16 protein-coding genes and 1 pseudogene are annotated in these 16,680 nt (G+C 66.7%); 5 read left to right on the top strand and 12 right to left on the bottom strand.

Annotation, left to right across the window (positions count from 1 at the left end; translation table 11 throughout):
* Positions 1–21: 21 nt before the first annotated feature.
* The 11 genes from phoU to AB4Y98_RS02935 form a co-directional block, all read right to left on the bottom strand.
* Positions 22–729: a phosphate signaling complex protein PhoU gene (gene phoU / locus AB4Y98_RS02985; RefSeq protein ID WP_025875384.1), complete on the bottom strand. Its 708-nt coding sequence runs from the start codon at positions 727–729 to the stop codon at positions 22–24.
* Positions 730–793: 64 nt separating this feature from the next.
* Positions 794–1,624 (bottom strand): phosphate ABC transporter ATP-binding protein PstB, encoded by an 831-nt coding sequence (gene pstB / locus AB4Y98_RS02980; protein ID WP_025875381.1) that lies wholly within the window; start codon positions 1,622–1,624, stop codon positions 794–796.
* A 19-nt stretch (positions 1,625–1,643) separates the two neighbouring features.
* Positions 1,644–2,507, bottom strand: a complete 864-nt coding sequence (gene pstA / locus AB4Y98_RS02975; RefSeq protein WP_032951813.1) for a phosphate ABC transporter permease PstA — start codon at positions 2,505–2,507, stop codon at positions 1,644–1,646.
* A complete protein-coding gene (pstC, locus tag AB4Y98_RS02970; protein WP_025875378.1) occupies positions 2,507–3,475 on the bottom strand; it encodes a phosphate ABC transporter permease subunit PstC in 969 nt (322 codons plus the stop codon). Before pstC ends, pstA begins: the two co-directional genes overlap by 1 nt.
* An 82-nt stretch (positions 3,476–3,557) precedes the next feature.
* Positions 3,558–4,646: a phosphate ABC transporter substrate-binding protein PstS gene (gene pstS / locus AB4Y98_RS02965; protein ID WP_180164220.1), complete on the bottom strand. Its 1,089-nt coding sequence runs from the start codon at positions 4,644–4,646 to the stop codon at positions 3,558–3,560.
* 399 nt (positions 4,647–5,045) lie between these two features.
* Positions 5,046–6,065, bottom strand: a complete 1,020-nt coding sequence (gene pstS, locus AB4Y98_RS02960) for a phosphate ABC transporter substrate-binding protein PstS (RefSeq protein WP_312109970.1) — start codon at positions 6,063–6,065, stop codon at positions 5,046–5,048.
* A gap of 136 nt (positions 6,066–6,201) precedes the next feature.
* Entirely contained in the window at positions 6,202–6,981 is a 780-nt protein-coding gene (locus AB4Y98_RS02955; protein ID WP_442243735.1) for a hypothetical protein, read from the bottom strand.
* A gap of 110 nt (positions 6,982–7,091) precedes the next feature.
* A complete protein-coding gene (locus AB4Y98_RS02950; protein WP_093817784.1) occupies positions 7,092–8,303 on the bottom strand; it encodes an OprO/OprP family phosphate-selective porin in 1,212 nt (403 codons plus the stop codon).
* A gap of 229 nt (positions 8,304–8,532) precedes the next feature.
* Positions 8,533–9,222: an endonuclease III gene (nth, locus tag AB4Y98_RS02945; protein ID WP_312788073.1), complete on the bottom strand. Its 690-nt coding sequence runs from the start codon at positions 9,220–9,222 to the stop codon at positions 8,533–8,535.
* Positions 9,222–9,575 carry a hypothetical protein gene (locus AB4Y98_RS02940; RefSeq protein ID WP_428704117.1) on the bottom strand — a complete coding sequence of 118 codons (354 nt, stop codon included), beginning with the start codon at positions 9,573–9,575 and terminating at the stop codon, positions 9,222–9,224. Before AB4Y98_RS02940 ends, nth begins: the two co-directional genes overlap by 1 nt.
* 4 nt (positions 9,576–9,579) lie before the next feature.
* Positions 9,580–10,374 (bottom strand): enoyl-CoA hydratase/isomerase family protein, encoded by a 795-nt coding sequence (locus AB4Y98_RS02935; RefSeq protein ID WP_442243734.1) that lies wholly within the window; start codon positions 10,372–10,374, stop codon positions 9,580–9,582.
* A 166-nt stretch (positions 10,375–10,540) separates the two neighbouring features.
* Here AB4Y98_RS02935 and AB4Y98_RS02930 point away from each other — a divergent pair, with 166 nt between their 5' ends.
* From AB4Y98_RS02930 to AB4Y98_RS02920, 3 genes are all read left to right on the top strand, one after another.
* On the top strand, positions 10,541–11,242 hold the full coding sequence (locus tag AB4Y98_RS02930) for an FKBP-type peptidyl-prolyl cis-trans isomerase N-terminal domain-containing protein (protein ID WP_442243733.1): 702 nt from the start codon (positions 10,541–10,543) through the stop codon (positions 11,240–11,242).
* A gap of 129 nt (positions 11,243–11,371) precedes the next feature.
* Entirely contained in the window at positions 11,372–12,175 is an 804-nt protein-coding gene (locus AB4Y98_RS02925; protein ID WP_312112155.1) for a CoA pyrophosphatase, read from the top strand.
* Positions 12,172–13,071 carry a sulfurtransferase gene (locus tag AB4Y98_RS02920; RefSeq protein WP_428704118.1) on the top strand — a complete coding sequence of 300 codons (900 nt, stop codon included), beginning with the start codon at positions 12,172–12,174 and terminating at the stop codon, positions 13,069–13,071. The genes AB4Y98_RS02925 and AB4Y98_RS02920 overlap by 4 nt, the downstream gene beginning before the upstream one ends.
* Before the next feature lie 213 nt (positions 13,072–13,284).
* Here AB4Y98_RS02920 and AB4Y98_RS02915 read toward each other — a convergent pair whose 3' ends face one another.
* Entirely contained in the window at positions 13,285–13,851 is a 567-nt protein-coding gene (locus tag AB4Y98_RS02915) for an N-acetylmuramoyl-L-alanine amidase (protein WP_093817788.1), read from the bottom strand.
* 72 nt (positions 13,852–13,923) lie between these two features.
* Here AB4Y98_RS02915 and AB4Y98_RS02910 point away from each other — a divergent pair, with 72 nt between their 5' ends.
* Both AB4Y98_RS02910 and rlmKL read left to right on the top strand, forming a co-directional pair.
* Positions 13,924–14,451: an alpha/beta hydrolase gene (locus AB4Y98_RS02910; RefSeq protein WP_025875362.1), complete on the top strand. Its 528-nt coding sequence runs from the start codon at positions 13,924–13,926 to the stop codon at positions 14,449–14,451.
* 144 nt (positions 14,452–14,595) lie between these two features.
* Positions 14,596–16,602 (top strand): annotated as a pseudogene (gene rlmKL, locus AB4Y98_RS02905) (bifunctional 23S rRNA (guanine(2069)-N(7))-methyltransferase RlmK/23S rRNA (guanine(2445)-N(2))-methyltransferase RlmL); the annotation flags it as partial.
* Between the last annotated feature and the right edge of the window lie 78 nt (positions 16,603–16,680).

The raw sequence follows: 16,680 nt of genomic DNA, 5'->3' as shown, positions 1-16,680 counted from the left end.
ATCCGGTGTTGCAGTGCAGTATCAGATATCGCCCGCGCTGGAGGTCTCGTCGCGCTTCTGGCGCGGCGGCAGCGGCTGTTCGCCGTGCACCAGGAACCACACGTTCTCGGCGATGTTGGTGGCATGGTCGCCCACGCGCTCCAGGTTCTTGGCCATGAACAGCAGGTGGGTGCACGGGGTGATGTTGCGCGGGTCTTCCATCATGTAGGTCAGCAGCTCGCGGAACAGCGCGGTGTACTGCGCATCCAGGCGGGCGTCGTCCTCGCGCAGTTCCAGTGCGGCATCGGCGTCGTTGTCGCGGTAGGCGGCGATGGCGCGGCGGACCTGCTGTGCGGCCAGGCGGCCGAGGGCGCGCAGGCCCTGGATCTGCGGCAGCGGAGGTACCTTGCCCAGCGCGATCGAGCGCTTGGCGACGTTGGCCGCGTAGTCGCCAATGCGCTCGATATCGGCCGGAATGCGCAGGCCGGCGAGGATTTCGCGCAGGTCGCGGGCCATCGGGCCACGCAGCGCCAGGCGCATCACGTCGTGGCTGATCTGCTGTTCCAGCGAATCGATCGCTTCGTCGTTGGCGATGATGCGATGGGCGGCGTTCTCATCGCGCTTCTCGATGACGTCCATCGACGCCTCGAGCTGGGCGACGGCCATCTCGCCCATGCGCACGATTTCGGCCACCAGGCGCTGCTGCTCTTCGTCGTAGCTTTTGACGATGTGGTCGTTGGGAAGGTTCATGTTCTGCAATCCAGGTAGAGCCAGGCGCGCCTGGCTGGGACAGGTGGCGAAGCGTCAGCGCCGATCAGCCGAACCGGCCGGTGATGTAATCCTCGGTCTGCTGCTTGGACGGCTGCGAGAAGATCACTTCGGTGCGGTCGTGCTCGATCAGGTCACCCAGGTACATGAAGGCGGTGTAATCGGACACGCGCGCGGCCTGCTGCATGTTGTGGGTGACGATCACGATGGTGTACTCGTGCTTGAGCTCTTCCACCAGCTGCTCGATGCGGCTGGTGGAAATCGGGTCCAGCGCCGAGGTCGGCTCGTCCAGCAGCAGCACCGACGGGCGCAGGGCCACGGCACGGGCGATGCACAGACGCTGCTGCTGGCCACCGGACAGGCCCAGCGCGCTCTGGTTGAGCTTGTCCTTCACTTCGTCCCACAACGCGCCCTGGCGCAGCGCGTGCTCGACACGGTCGGCCATGTCCGCCTTGGACAGCTTCTCGTGGTGGCGGATGCCGTAGGCCACGTTCTCGAAGATGGTCATCGGGAACGGCACCGGCTTCTGGAACACCATGCCGACCTTGCTGCGCAGGCGGTTCATCGGGTACTTCGGCGACAGGATGTTCTCGCCGTCGAGGATCACCTCACCGCGCGCTTCCAGCTTCGGGTACAGCGCGTAGATGCGGTTGAAGATGCGCAGCAGGGTCGACTTGCCGCAACCGGAGGGACCGATCAGCGCGGTCACGCGCTTTTCCGGGATCTCCAGGTTGATGCCCTTCAGGGCGTGGAACTTGTCGTAGTAGAAGTCCAGTCCACGCGCGGCGAGCTTGACCGGGGCCGGAGCGTGCAGGTTCTCGTGCGAGGCCGGCACGACGATGCGCTGCATCGGCACGGCGTTGGAAAGGTCGTTCATGGCGGTATCCACGGAAAGGTCAGTCATGGGAGATACGGTTGCGCAGCAGGATGCCGCGCGCAGAGAGGCTGACCAGCAGCACGAACACGGTCAGCACCAGCGCGCCGGCCCAGGCCAGCACCTGCCAGGATTCGTACGGGCTGCCGGCGAACTGGTTCATCACCACCGGCACCGAGGCCATCGGCTGGAACACGTTGCTGTTCCAGTACTGGTTGCCGAAGGCGGTGAACAGCAGCGGTGCGGTCTCGCCGGAAATGCGGGCCAGCGCCAGCAGGATGCCGGTGATGATGCCGGCCGAGGCACTGCGGTACAGTACCTGCACGATCACCTTCCACTGCGGAATGCCCAGCGAAAGCGCGGCTTCGCGCATCTGCGAAGGCACCAGGCGCAGCATCTCGTCGGTGGTACGCACCACCACCGGCAGCACGATGAAGGCCAGCGACAGTGCACCGGCGAAGGCGGAGAAGCTGCCGCCGGTCTGCATCACGTACAGGGTGTAGACGAACAGGCCCAGCACGATGGACGGGGCCGACAGCAGGATGTCGTTGACGAAGCGGACCACGGTGCCGGCCTTGCGGGCGTTGCCGTACTCGGCCAGCCAGGTGCCGGCCAGCACACCCAGCGGGGTGCCGATGCCGATCGCCAGCGCACACATCACCGCACTGCCGAAGAAGGCATTGGCCAGGCCGCCTTCCTGCATCGGCGGCGGTGTCATCTTGGTGAACAGATCCAGGTTGATGCCGGCCAGGCCCTTGGAGGCCAGGGTGAACAGGATCCAGCCGAGGAAGAACAGGCCGAACAGCGCAGTGGCGCAGGACATCGCGATGGCGATGACGTTGCCGATGCGGCGGCGCAGGTACAGGGAGTCAGCGGTGCTGGACATCAGTTGCCCTCCTTGCGGGACAGGCGCATCAGCATCAGGCGGGCGATGGCGAGCACCACGAAGGTGACGATGAAGAGGACGAAGCCGAGCAGCAGCAACGCCGAGCGGTAGGTTTCAGTGGCTTCGCCGAAGTCGTTGGCGATCAGTGCGGCGATGGTGGTGCCCGGTTCCAGCAGCGACGGCGACAGGCGCACGCTGTTGCCGATCACGAAGGCCACCGCCATCGTCTCGCCCAGTGCGCGGCCGAGGCCGAGGAAAACGCCACCGATCACCGCCGAGCGGGTGTAGGGCAGCACGATGTCCCAGCTCACTTCCCATTTGGTGGAACCCAGCGCGTAGGCCGATTCCTTCAGGCGGGTCGGCACGGTCAGGAACACTTCGCGCATCACCGAGGAGATGAACGGGATGACCATGATCGCCAGCACGAAGCCGGCGGTGAGCATGCCGATGCCCAGCGGCGGGCCCTGGAACACCGGGCCGATGATCGGCCATTCGCCCAGGGTTTCGTTGAGGAACGGGGTGACGTACTCGGTCATCACCGGCACCAGTACGAACAGGCCCCACATGCCGTAGATGATCGAGGGAATGCCCGCCAGCAGTTCGATGGCGGTGCCGACCGGGCCACGCAGCCAGCGCGGTGCCACTTCTGTGAGGAAGAAGGCGATGCCGAAGCTGACCGGTACGGCGATGACCATCGCGATCAGCGCGGTGACCAGGGTGCCGTAGATGGGGGCGAGGGCGCCGAACTTGTTTTCGACCGGATTCCAGTCGGAGGAGAAGAAGAAGCTCAGGCCCTGCATCTGCAGGGCGTGGCGACCACCCCACAGCATCGACAGTGCGGCGCAGGCCAGCGCGATCAGGACGAAGATGACGGTGCCGACCAGCACCCATCGGAACAGTTTGTCGTTGCGGGCATCACGCGTATCACGCGTGGACGGGGCGGCTACAGGCTGGGCGATGGCATTCATGGGGACGGCAGGGCCAGGAAGGGGCGGGGCAGCACGATGTGCAGGAGACGGTGCCCGCACGTGGCGGGCACCGTCGGGTCCATCACTTCAGTTCGGTCGCCCAGTAGGCTTCGATCTGCTTGACCAGCTCGGCCGGCAGCGGTACGTAGTGCAGTTCGTTGGCCTGGGTCTGGCCGCTTTCGAAGGCCCACTTGAAGAAGGCCAGCGCATCCTGGTTGCGCTTGGCATCCTTCGGCTTCTTCTGCATCAGCATGAAGTTGGTGGCGGTGATCGGCCACGCCTGCTCGCCCGGTGCGTTGGTGATGACCAGGTTGAAGTCCTTGGCGCTGGCCCAGTCGGCGCTGGCGGCAGCGGCAGCGAAGGTTTCAGCGTTCGGCTGCACCCAGGTGCCGGCGGCGTTCTGCAGCGAGGCGTAGGGCATCGCGTTCTGCAGGGCGTAGGCCAGTTCGACGTAGCCGATGGAACCCTTGATCTGCTTCACGTAGGAAGCAACGCCTTCATTGCCCTTGCCACCCACGCCGTCCGGCCACTGCACCGAGGTGCCTTCGCCGACCTTGCTCTTCCACTCCGGGCTGACCTTGGACAGGTAGTTGGAGAAGTTGAAGGTGGTGCCCGAACCATCCGAACGGTGGACGATGGTGATCTTGCCGTCCGGCAGGGTCACGCCCGGGTTGGCGGCGACGATGGCCGGGTCGTTCCAGGTCTTGACCTTGCCCAGGAAGATGTCGGCGAGCAGGGCGCCACTGAGGCGCAGCTTGCCGGCTTCCAGGCCGTCGATGTTGACCACCGGCACCACGCCGCCGATGGCCGACGGGAACTGGGCCAGGCCGGCCTGGGCCAGCTCATCGCTGCTCAGCGGCTTGTCGGACGAACCGAAATCGACGGTGCCGGCCTTGATCTGGGCGATGCCACCACCGGAACCGATCGACTGATAGTTGATCTTGGCGCCGGTGGCGGTGTTGTAGTCAGCCGACCACTTGGACACCAGCGGGAAGATGAAGGAGGCGCCAGCACCGGAGACCTCAGCGGTCACCTTGTCGCCGGCAGCGGCCGGAGCAGCGGCGCCGTCAGCGGCCGGCTGCTGAGCGGCCTGCTTGTCGCCACCGCAGGCAGACAAGCCCAGGGCGATGGCCAGGGAAAGGGCGGCAAGGCTGGCCGAGTGCAGTTTCATGGTCACTCCATAGCGGGGTAGAGCCGACGGTGTCGGCGGATGCGGCTATGAAATGATGTTTTTGTTACAGCCGTATGACGTCCATGACAGAGGTGTCCTGGATCACGTTCTGGCAAGGGTTTCGCGGGATTCACGGTTGGCCGCCGGGTCGGCTGACGACACCAACTGCGCTTCTGCGCGGTCCCCGGCGCGGCGGAGGGCCGGGCAGCCGTTGCCCCCGCTCCTGCCTTCCATGACCCATCGCCGCAACAACTCACCAACGGAAGCGCAGCGCCTTTCACGACCAACCCTGCAAAAAAGAAGAGCGCCGGACCCAGAAGGATCCAGCGCCCGGTGGGGCCGGCGGGGGAGAGAGGACCCGCCGGCCCCGTTCCTGCGGGGGAACGCCTTGCAACGAACTCAGTACTTCAGGTTCTGCGTCCAGTAGGTCTCGATCTGGCGCACCAGCGCGTCCGGCAGCGGCACGTAGTCCAGCTGCTTGGCCTGCGCATCGCCATTCTTGTAGACCCAGCGGAAGAACTCCTGCGTGGCCTTGGCGCCCGCCACGTTCTTCGGCTGCTTGCGCACCAGGATGAAGTTGGTGGCAGTGATCGGCCATGCATCAGCGCCCGGGGCGTTGGTCATCACCAGGTAGAAGTCACGGGCGTTGGCCCAGTCGGCGCTGGCCGCGGCGGCCGAGAACGAGGTGTCCGAAGGCTGCACGATCTTGCCGGCCGCGTTCTTCATCGCCGCGTAGGACATCTTGTTCTGCAGCGCGTAGGACAGTTCGACGTAGCCGATGCCGCCCTTGATCTGCTTCACGTAGGCAGCAACGCCTTCGTTGCCCTTGCCGCCGATGCCGGCCGGCCACTGCACCGAAGTGCCTTCACCGACCTTGCTCTTCCACTCCGGGCTGACCTTGGACAGGTAGTTGACGAAGTTGAAGGTGGTGCCCGAACCGTCCGAACGATGGACGATCGTGATCTTGCCGCTGGGCAGGGTAAGGCCGCTGTTCAGTGCGGCGATGGCCGGGTCGTTCCAGGTGGTGATCTTGCCCAGGAAGATGTTGGCCAGGGTCGGGCCGTCCAGCTTCAGCGCGCCGGGGGCGACGCCAGCAACGTTGATCACCGGCACCACGCCGCCGATCACCGACGGGAACTGGGCCAGGCCAGCGGCAGCCAGCTCTTCCGGCTTCAGCGGCGCGTCGGACGAACCGAAGTCCACGGTCGCTGCCTTGATCTGGGCGATACCACCGCCGGAACCGATCGACTGGTAGTTGACCTTCTTGCCGGTGGCGGTGCTGTAGTCGGCCGACCACTTGGACATCACCGGGTAGATGAACGAGGCGCCCGCGCCGGTGACATCGGCGGCGTTGGCGGCGAACACGGACGACGCGGCCAGAATGGCGACGGCGGCGCGCGACTTGAAGGCGTGGATCACGGGAGAGACTCCTGGGGTGGTCGAGGGGCGGCTGCCCGACGTTTCGGTGCACATTCCATAACGGTTCCATGACACGCCCGCGTCTGTCATATGACGCGAACGTGACAGCCGTCATGGCGGTGCCCAAGCCCGCCCTTCACAGCCCGCGCAGCGCCTCCGGAACGGCATAGCGACCGTCGCGGGGCTGCAGTATCCAGCGCTGTGCGGGTGCCGTCGTGTCGGTGGCATGGCAGTCGTCACCGGCGGCGACGCTGATCGTATCGGTGCGCTTTTCGCGCACGACGATCGGCGCCAGGCCAGCGGCATTGGCATTGCCCATTTCCAGCGTGCGCTCGAAGCGGCTGAACTCGCCGGCGCACCGCGTATCCCATTCGCCGCGACTGCCGCTGACGGCCAGCGGGGCAAGCACTCGGCGCAGCTGCCGGCCCTCGCGTACGAACAACTGCAGCTCGGTCTGCGCGAACGGGTTGGGGCCTGAGCTGCCGTTGTAGTCCATGCGCACGCCGAATGCGCGGGTGGCCGGATCCAGCTGCCAGCGTGCCGTGTCCAGGCGCAGGCCGGTAAAGCGCAGCGCATCACTGCTGACTGCATCGGCCACGCGGGTCCAGGCCAGCGGCTGGCCACTGGCGGTATCGATCAGCAACAGGTCCAGGTCGCCACCGCGCAGGTCTTCCGAGGCGGGGGCGGTCCATTGCGCGACGGCCAGCAGGGTCGTGCCGGGCTGTGCGGGCCACGCGCGGCAGGCCGTGCTGTCCGCATCGGTGAAACGTGCCGTGACCGGCAGCGCGCCGGCCGGCAACTGCCGATACGCGGCCTCGCGCACGGCCTCCGCATCGTCACAGGCGAACGCAGTGGCGGGCAGGGCAGCGAGCAGGACACCGCAAAGCAGGCGGCGCAGGCGGAGCGAGGAAGGCATCCCGAAGGTCCTTGTCGACAGGGCAGGGCATCATCGCGCGGCCACCGCCTGCCCACAACGACGAAGGCACGGCCTGGGCCGTGCCTTCGTTCGAACGCGTGCTTCCAGTATTACCAGAAGAACTGCGCGCGGGCTTCCAGGATGTTCGGATCGTCGTTGACGAAGCCGCGGGCGGTCGAGCTGTACTTCTTGCTGTCGACCATCACGTAGTTGAGCATCAGCTTGAAGTTCGAGCGCCAGTACCAGTTCGCGCCGACGGTCCAGATGTCCATCTTGCCGCCGAGCACGCCATCGACGATCGGCGGACGGCCGGCCACCGGGTTGGCGGCGAGGTTGCCGTCGTTCAGATCCATGTGGTCATAACGCACGCCCAGCTGCCACTGGCCGCCAGCCGGGTTGTTCGGCAGGCCGGTGCCCGGGGTGCCGCCCTTGTAGCTCCAGCTCTCGCCGGTGACATTCCACACGCCGCTGACGTAGTAGCCATCGCTGGTGTAGTTGTCGTTGGCCAGGCGCTTGGCCTTGCTGGTGTAGTACTCGGCCTGGGCCTTGAACGGGCCCTGGAAGTACATCGCTTCAGCACCGATGGTGCTGACGCGGTCGGTGTCGACCAGGTTGCCGCTGTCGACCAGGCGCGCGGTGGCCAGGTCAGCGTTCGGGCGGGCACGCACGCGCAGGGTGTCCGCGTCGGTGTCGTAGTCGACGTAGCTCAGGCCGAAGTGCAGGACCTGGCCCTTCTCGTTGATCGGGGCCCAGGTGCCACGTGCGCCGTAGCCGCTGCCGTGGGCCAGGTTGCGGGTCAGTTCGCGGCCGAAGGCGCTGGCGGTGACCGACCAGTTGTCCTGGCCGTAGCTGTAGGCACCGCCCAGGCGACGGGCGACGGCGTAGGTGTTGGTGACCGCAGCCTTGGAGATGAAGTCGTTGTTCTTGGTGCTGGACAGTTCTTCCAGGCTGTTGGGCTGCTTGAACTGGCCGACCTGGATGAAGTGGTTGGCGTTGCCCAGCAGCTTGTACTTCACGTTGGTGTCGAGGAACTTGTCGGCCTTGGCGTCGTAGCCCACGACCCATTCCACGTTGCCCGGGCCCTTGCCCTTCAGCACCAGCTCGGCGCGGCGCAGTTCGAATTCGCTGTTCTTGCCGTTGCCGGCGTCACCGCCGTTGAGGTCCACGACGTCATTGTCGTACCAGTTGCCGTCGGCCTGGACCAGGCCTTCGAAGGTGATTTCCGAACCGCCGATCACATCGATGGCGACTTCGGCGTGGGCGGCCGGCACGTACAGCGCAGCAGCCACGGCGATCGTCAGGAGCTGGTGATGCAGTTTCATGGAGAGGAGCCTTGCAGGCAGGTGGGAAGATGCGCGCAGGCTAAAACGTGAAGATTGCGTAAATGTGACAGTTCGCGCACGGCCGCGATCCGCCGCAGGCCCCGTCACGGCTGGGCCTGCCATTGAAACCGGTTACGTATGACGCGCGGATTGCGCCCCGGTTGCAGTAGATCCACGCCATGCGTGGATGGATTTTCCAGCCGATCCACGCCATGCGTGGATGGCGCGGTCACTCCGCGGGTGTCTTGTCCTTGTACCGGCACAGGTCGGCAATCACGCACCCCGGGCAATCCGGTTTGCGTGCTTTGCACACGTACCGGCCGTGCAGGATCAGCCAGTGGTGCGCGTCGAGCAGGAACTCGGCGGGAATCGCTTTGACCAGTCGATCTTCAACCTCGCGCACGTTCTTTCCGGGGGCAAGTCCAGTGCGGTTGGCGACACGGAAGATGTGCGTGTCCACCGCCATCACCGGTTCGCCGAATGCGGTGTTGAGCACCACGTTGGCGGTCTTGCGGCCGACACCGGGCAGTGCCTCCAGTGCGTCGCGATCGCGTGGCACTTCGCCACCGTGCTTCTCCAGAAGCAGCGCGCAGGTGGCGATCACGTTTTTCGCCTTGGCGTTGAACAGACCGATGGTGGCGATGTATTTCTTCAGTCCCTCTTCGCCCAGGGCGAGGATTTTCGCCGGCGTGTTGGCAACCGGGAACAGGCGACGGGTCGCCTTGTTGACGCCGACGTCGGTGGCCTGCGCGGACAGCGCGACCGCCACCAGCAGTTCGAACGGCGAGCTGTATTCCAGCTCGGTCTTCGGATGCGGGTTGAGTTCGCGCAGGCGGGTGAACATTTCCACCACGTCGGCGCGCGGCATCGTACCGCCGCGGCGCGCAGGTGCGCGCGCGGTCTTCTTCACGGTCGCCATTACTGCTCCTTGCCGGCGGCGCGGGCCTTGGCCCGGGCGAGGATGGCGGCCGCTGCTGCGGGCAGGGCGGGTTTGGCGTCAGGTGCCGGCGCGGGTGTCCGGCGCGCGTCACGCTCGGCCTCGCGGCGGGCCAGGCGCACGGCACGTGCGCGGAAGCGTTCGCGCGCCGCCCATGCGCGCTGCAGCTGCAACTGCATCTGGCACAGACGGTCGGGCAGGTCTGGATGATCGGGCAGCAGCCGCTCATCGCCAGTACGCGCCACGTAGTCCATCAGCCCAGCCTGCAGCGCACCATCGGGATCGTCTGCCTGGACCCGGGCGAACAACAGCACGGGGTTGGGTCGGGATGCCATGGCGTCAGCGGTTCTGGAAGGCGGGGGGACGGCGCTGCAGGAAGGCGCTGGTGCCTTCGCGCATGTCCTCGGTGGCAAACAGCAGGCCGAACTGCGCACTTTCGTATTCCAGGCCGGCTTCCAGGCTGCATTCGCCGCCCACGTGCACCGCATCGAGCAGGCCGCGCAGCGCCAGCGGCGCCGACTGTGCCAGCTGCCGGGCCAGGGCCTGCACGCGGGCGTCGAGCTCGGCGGCGGGTACCACCTCGTTGACGATGCCCAGGGCCAGTGCGCGTGCGGCGTCGATCGGGGTGCCCAGCAGGCACAGCTCCAGCGTGGCCGCACGGCCACACAGGCGCAGCAGTCGCTGGCTGCCACCGAAGCCGGGAATCAGGCCGAGATTGATCTCCGGCTGGCCGACCTTGGCGGAATCGGCGGCGATGCGCAGATGGCAGGCCATGGCCAGTTCCAGCCCGCCGCCCAGCGCAAATCCGTTCACCCGGGCGATCACCGGCTTGGGCATGCGTTCGATGCGGCGCATCAGGGCTTGGCCGAGCAGGGAGAAATCACGTCCCTGAACCGCGCTCAAGGTGTTMATTTCCGCGATGTCGGCCCCGGCCACGAACGCCTTGGGGCCAGACCCGGTCAGCACCACCACCCGTACCGCCGGGTCGGCGGCGGCGGCGCCAAACGCCTCGGCCAGGGCCTGCAGGGTGGCGGCATTGAGGGCGTTGAGCTTGTCCGGGCGTTGCACGGTAATGGTGCGGACGGCGCCATCATCGCTGACGTCGACCGGGTGGGGAGCGGGGGCCTCGACCACGGGAAACTCCTGGAACGTTAAAAAAAAGTGATATTGAACTCTGTAAACGCAGACAGGTCATAGCCTGCGTGGTGAGTAGCGGTTACACGTTGTGGCCGTTATCCTAACCCGTCGCCTCAGGGCGGCGCAGAACGTCCCTGAGTTACCACCCCTGGAGAACTGTTTGATGAAGTTGCGTTCTATCGCGGTCGCCGTCGCGGCCCTGGCCCTGACGGGCAATGCCTTCGCCCAGGACATCGCGTCCGAGAAGGGCAAGCTGAGCTACTACTTCGGTTACGACTACGGCAACAACCTGGCGGAGCTGACTGGTCGCGGTGAGCAGCTGGACATCAACTCGGTGGTGAAGGGTCTGCAGGACGCCTACGCCAAGAAGCAGCCGGCGATCACCGCCGAGCAGCTGAAGCCGGCTGTTGAAGCGTTCCAGAAGCGCGAGCAGGGCCGTGCCCAGGCCGCCAAGGCCGAGTACGAAAAGGCTGCTGCCGAAAACAAGACCAAGAGCGATCAGTTCATGGCGCAGAACAAGGCAAAGGCGGGCGTGCAGACCCTGCCGAGCGGCGTTCAGTACCGTGTGATCGAAGCCGGCAAGGGTGCCAAGCCGACCCAGGCCAGCACCGTGCAGCTGGAAGTGGCCGGTCCGTTCCCGTACGGCCAGCGCCCGACCGAATCCCGCCCGGCCCAGCAGATTCCGTCGATCAAGGTCAGCGAAGTCGAAATGAAGGCCATGCGTGAGACCCTGCTGCAGATGCCGGCAGGCTCGAAGTGGGAAGTCTCGCTGCCGCCGGATCAGGCCTACGGCGCCGACCCGCGCACCCCGTTCCCGCCGAATGTGGCTGTGCAGTTCGAGATCAAGCTGATCAGCGTCAAGTAAGAAGAAACAGCGTCAACATCAACGCGCCGGTGAACCCACCGGCGCGTTTTTGTTTCTGCACCACGCTGCAGCCGTGCGGGGCCCATCCCAAATTCAGCCCATTCGCGCTACTGTTGACCGGTGCAAATAATGGAAGAAACGGCGCGTGCTGTCGCAAGCCCCTGCATCAACGTCTGCAAGCTGGATCGCAACCGGCTCTGCGCCGGGTGCGGGCGGCATATCGACGAAATCGCACGGTGGTCGTCGATGAGCGACGGCGAGCGCAGCCACATCCTGCAGCGTGTGCTGCCCCTGCGCCAACAGCTGCAGCAGTCGCTGCGAGGTTCGTTGGCCGATCATGAGCGGCTGCTGCGCGCGCTGCATCCGCTGGCCGAACCGCCGGCAGGTGACGGCTGGAACCGCAGTGAACTGGATGACCTGCTGCCCCCGGGCCCACCGGTCGAGGCGGCGGTGCTGGCTGGCATCGTGCCGCGCGCCAACGGCGCGCAGGTGATCCTGACCCGGCGTACCGAAACCCTGCGGCAACATGGTGGCCAGGTTGGCTTCCCCGGTGGCCGTACCGAGCCCGATGATCGCGATGCGCTGGCTGCCGCACTGCGCGAAAGCCAAGAAGAAATCGCGTTGGCGCCGACACAGGTGCAGGCACTGGGATATCTCGATCCGTTCGTGACCATCACCGGCTATCGCGTGACCCCGGTGGTGGCGGTGATCGATCCGGATTTCGTGGCGGTCCCGCAGCCCAGCGAAGTGGCCGAGGTGTTCGAAGTGCCGCTGGACTATCTGATGGCCGCCGACAATCTGCGGCAGGTCGAAATCAACCATCGCGGCCGCGTCCGCCATGTCCTTGAATATGGCTGGCCCGGCCAGCGCATCTGGGGCGCCACTGCGGCCATCCTGTACAACCTGCGTCGCCGCCTGGAGCAAGTGCAATGAAGCCGATCGACCCACCGTGGACCACCCTTGTCGATGTTGCGACCCTGGCTGCGGCCTTGGGCGATGGGGTGCGCGTGGTCGATGCCCGCGCGACCGCAAGTACCGTGCGCGTGGTCGACGCGCGTGCATCGCTGGCCGACCCGCAGGCGGGCAATGGCCTTTACGCGCAGGGACACATTCCCGGCGCAGTGCATGCCGATCTCAACCGCGACCTGTCCGATCTGACGCGGGTGGGCCATGGCCGCCACCCGTTGCCCGACAGCGATGCGTTCGCCGCACGACTGGGGCAATGGGGCATCGGCACCGACACGCAGGTGGTGGTGTATGACGGCAGCGATGGCAGCATGGCCGCCGCGCGCCTGTGGTGGCTGCTGCGCCTGATCGGGCATGCGAACGTGGCCGTACTCGATGGCGGCATCGCCGCGTGGCAGGCCGCCGGCCAGCCGCTGGCGACCGGCAGCAGCGAGGTCACCGCGTTGCCCGCGTATCCGGGGCGCTTCGATAGCGGCCAGGTTGCCAGCGCGGACGAGATCGAATCACGCCTCAAGCACGCACCGGGCTGGCTGGTCGATGCCCGCGCGGGCGAGCGGTTCCGCGGTGAGGTGGAGCCGCTGGACCCGGTCGCCGGCCATGTACCGGGCGCGGTCAATCGCCCGTTTGCGTTGAACGTGCTGGACGGCCGCCTGCGCGATGCACAGGAACTGCGTGCCGAACTGCAGGGCGTGATCGGCAACCAGGACCCGCAACGCGTGGTGCTGATGTGCGGCTCGGGCGTGACCGCCTGCCACCTGCTGCTGGCGATGGAAAGCGCGGGCCTGTCCGGCGCCCGCATCTACGCGGACTCATGGAGTGGCTGGGTCAGCGACAGCAGCCGCCCGGTCGCCACCGGCGCCTGAGCAAAACGGGTTGGTCGATTTGACGTTCATCCACGCATGGCGTGGATCTACTGGCCACCGATTCATCTCTGGGGCAGAGCCCCCTGAGTCAGGGGGCGGCCGCGAAGCGGCGGGGGTGTGGGAGCTGGTAAGTGGGGCCCGCGGTTCGCGCAGCGAAGCGTGGGAGCGACAGCGCGTATGCGATGGCGTGTACCCAGGGCGCAGCCCTGCCCATCATCCCAACCCCTGCAACGGCACCTTCGCCAGCACCCGCGCCCACGGGAACAACGGGCCCGGATCACGCTTGCGCGCCACGGTCACCGCCGGGTCATCACTGGCCGGCACCTGCTCCAGGTCCAATTGGTCATGTCCGGCAATCCGCCGCAGCGACGGGTAACGAGCCACCAGTGCCTGCAGCAGCTGTTCCAGCGCCAGCAGCTGCGCTTCGGTGTACGGCTCGTCCATCGCCTGGTGGCGGCTGTCGAGCCAGTGCGGGTAGCGCCCCGAATTGACCAGTTCGATGCCCACGGTATCGGCATTCATGCCGCGCACGTGGTGGGCGATGCGCTCCGGCGCCACGTACTGCACCACGCTGCCGTCGCGGTCGATGTAGAAATGCCCGCTGTTGCCGGCGCCGCTGTCGTACAGCACGCGCTCGCCGTACTCCCGGGCGGTCGCCAGGTCGGGTAGTTCCGTGCAGTGGATCACCACCATTGCCAGGCTGGATGGATCGCGCAGTGGCAGGCGGTCGTGGTAGGGCAACGGCTGCAGCTGCAGGCCGGGCAGGAGCGGTTTGGGCATGCGGCGATGCTAGCATTGCCGGATGAAACTGCCTTCCCTTCTGCTGTCGATCCGCTCCGTGGGAGCGTACGCATGAGCCGCGGTCACTGCATCCTGTCCCACGGCTTCGAGAGCGGCCCGGAGGCGACCAAGGTCACCGCGCTGGCCGAAGTCGCCGAGCGACTGGGCTGGACCCATGAGCGCCCCGATTACACCGACCTGGACGCGATGAGCCAGGTGAGCCGCGTTGGCGATGTGCGCACCCGCCTGCAACGCCTGATCGAGCGCACGGCCGCTGCCGCTGCGCAGGGGCCGGTGGTGCTGGCCGGCTCTAGCTTGGGCGCCTACATCTCTGCCATTGCCTCGCTGCAGGTACCGGTGGCCGGCCTGTTCCTGATGGTGCCGCCCACCACCATGGGCCCGATGCCGGCGCTGGATGCCGCGCCGGTGCCGACCACGGTGGTGCAGGCCTGGCATGACGAGGTGGTGCCGGCCGCCGGGGTCATCGCCTGGGCGCAGGCGCGCTCGGCGCAGCTGCTGCTGGTGGACGATGGCCATCGCCTGGAACATCACGTGGAAGCCTCTGCGCAGGCCTTCGAGCGCCTGCTGCGGCAGCTGTGAAGCCCGGGCGCACAGCGCGCCCGCCCGCATTGACTACAATGGCAGCCCCGCCGCCCCCGGCGCGGGCCTGCCGGCCGTGTCCACGGCCCTCCCTTCCGAATGGCCCGGCCCCCTGCCGTGCCTGACCACCTGCGAACCGATCCCGTGAAATTTTTTGTCTCCTGCGCCAAGGGCCTGGAATACCTGCTTGCCGATGAGCTGTCGGCCCTGGGCCTGGAAAAGGCCACCGCCACCATCGCCGGCGTCAACGCCGATGGCGAACTGGAGCAGGCGCTGCGGATCGTGATGTGGTCGCGGCTGGCCAGCCGCGTGCTGTGGCCGATCGACGAATTCGAATGCCCGGACGAGCAGGCGCTGTACGACGGCGTGCGTGCGCTGCCGTGGCACGAACACATCAAGCCGGAGATGACCCTGGCGGTGGATGCGCATGTGTCCGGCGACAAGATCACCCATGCCCGTTTCGCCGCGCAGCGGATCAAGGACGCCATCGTCGACCGCATGCGTGACGAAGGCCTGGAGCGCCCTTCGGTCAATACCGATCTGCCGGACGTGCGCGTCAACCTGTCGCTGCGCAAGGGCCGCGCCTCGCTGTCGATCGACCTCGGCGGCGGCCCACTGCATCGCCGCGGCTGGCGCGGTGCGGCGCATGACGCGCCGTTGAAGGAAAACCTGGCTGCCGCGCTGCTGATGCGCGCGCAGTGGCCGCGCCTGCACGCTGCCGGTGGCGGCCTGCTGGACCCGATGTGCGGCAGCGGCACCCTGCTGATCGAAGGCGCGCTGATGGCGGCCGATGTCGCCCCCGGCCTGATGCGCCATGGCAGCCTGCCGCCGAGCCGCTGGCTGGGCTTCGACAAGGCCGCCTGGAAAACCATCCAGAGCGAAGCACGTGATCGCGAAGCGGCCGGCCTTGCCGCGCTGAAGCCGGTCATCCACGGCAGCGACATCGACCCGGTGGCGATCCAGGCCGCGCGCGAGAACGCCGAAGTTGCCGGCGTCGCCCATGCCATCCGCTTCACCCGCACCGATGTGGCTGACCTGCCCACCCCGGAGCAGGAGATCGGTGCGGTGGTCTGCAACCCGCCGTATGACGAGCGCCTGGCCGCCGATCCGGCGCTGTACCGCAAGCTGGGCAATGCCCTGCAGAAGGCCGTGCCGCAGTGGCGCGCCAGCCTGCTGTGCGGCAATGACGAACTGGCCTTCGCCACCGGCCTGCGTGCGGGCAAGAAGTACCAGATGTTCAATGGTGCGCTGGAATGCGCACTGATCGTCTGCGATCCGATCGCCGTGCCGGGCCGTGACCCGGCACAGGTGCGCGAGCTGAGCGAAGGCGCGCAGATGGTGGCCAACCGCCTGCGCAAGAACCTGAAGAAGTTCAAGAGCTGGCGCGCGCGCGAAGGCATCACCTGTTTCCGCGCCTACGATGCCGACCTGCCGGAATACGCAGCGGCCATCGACGTGTACGAGGAAGATGGCGGCCAGCGCCGCACGTTCCTGCATGTACAGGAATACGCTGCACCCGCTGCGATTCCCGAGAACGACGTGCGCCGCCGCCGCAATGAACTGCTGGCCGCTGCGCGCGAGGTGTTCGGCGTGCCGCCGGAACAGGTATCGATGAAATCGCGTGAACGTGGCAAGGGCGGCAGCAAGTACGGCCGTTTCGAGCAGCGCGATGAGTTCCTCGTGGTACGCGAGAACAACGCGCTGCTGCAGGTGAACCTGTTCGACTATCTCGATACCGGTCTGTTCCTCGACCATCGCCCGCTGCGCCGGCTGATGGCCGAGCAGGCGCGCGGCAAGCGCTTCCTCAACCTGTTCTGCTACACCGGCGTGGCCAGCGTGCAGGCGGCGGTGGCCGGTGCGGCCAGCACCACCAGCGTCGACCTGTCGGCCACCTACCTGCAGTGGTGCTACGACAACCTGGCCTTGAACGGGCAGGGCGGCAATCAGCACCTGCTGGTGCAGGCCGATGCGATGGCATGGCTGGAAGGTGATCGCGGCCAGTACGACGTGATCTTCTGCGACCCGCCGACGTTCTCCAACTCGGCCCGCGCCGAGGACTTCGACGTACAGCGCGAACAGGTGAAGATGCTGCGTGCGGCCGTCGCGCGACTGGCGCCGGGTGGCGTGCTGTACTTCTCCAACAACTTCCGGTTCATGGGGTTGCCGGCCAGCGGCCGGCACTACCCTCCAGGATGGATCCACGCCCCGCGCGGCATCCGAAGTAGATCC

The organism is Stenotrophomonas sp. 2YAF26 (assembly GCF_052114625.1).
GTDB lineage: Bacteria > Pseudomonadota > Gammaproteobacteria > Xanthomonadales > Xanthomonadaceae > Stenotrophomonas > Stenotrophomonas indicatrix.
Note: the sequence above shows the minus strand (reverse complement) of the source record. Positions and strands in the feature narration are given on the sequence as shown.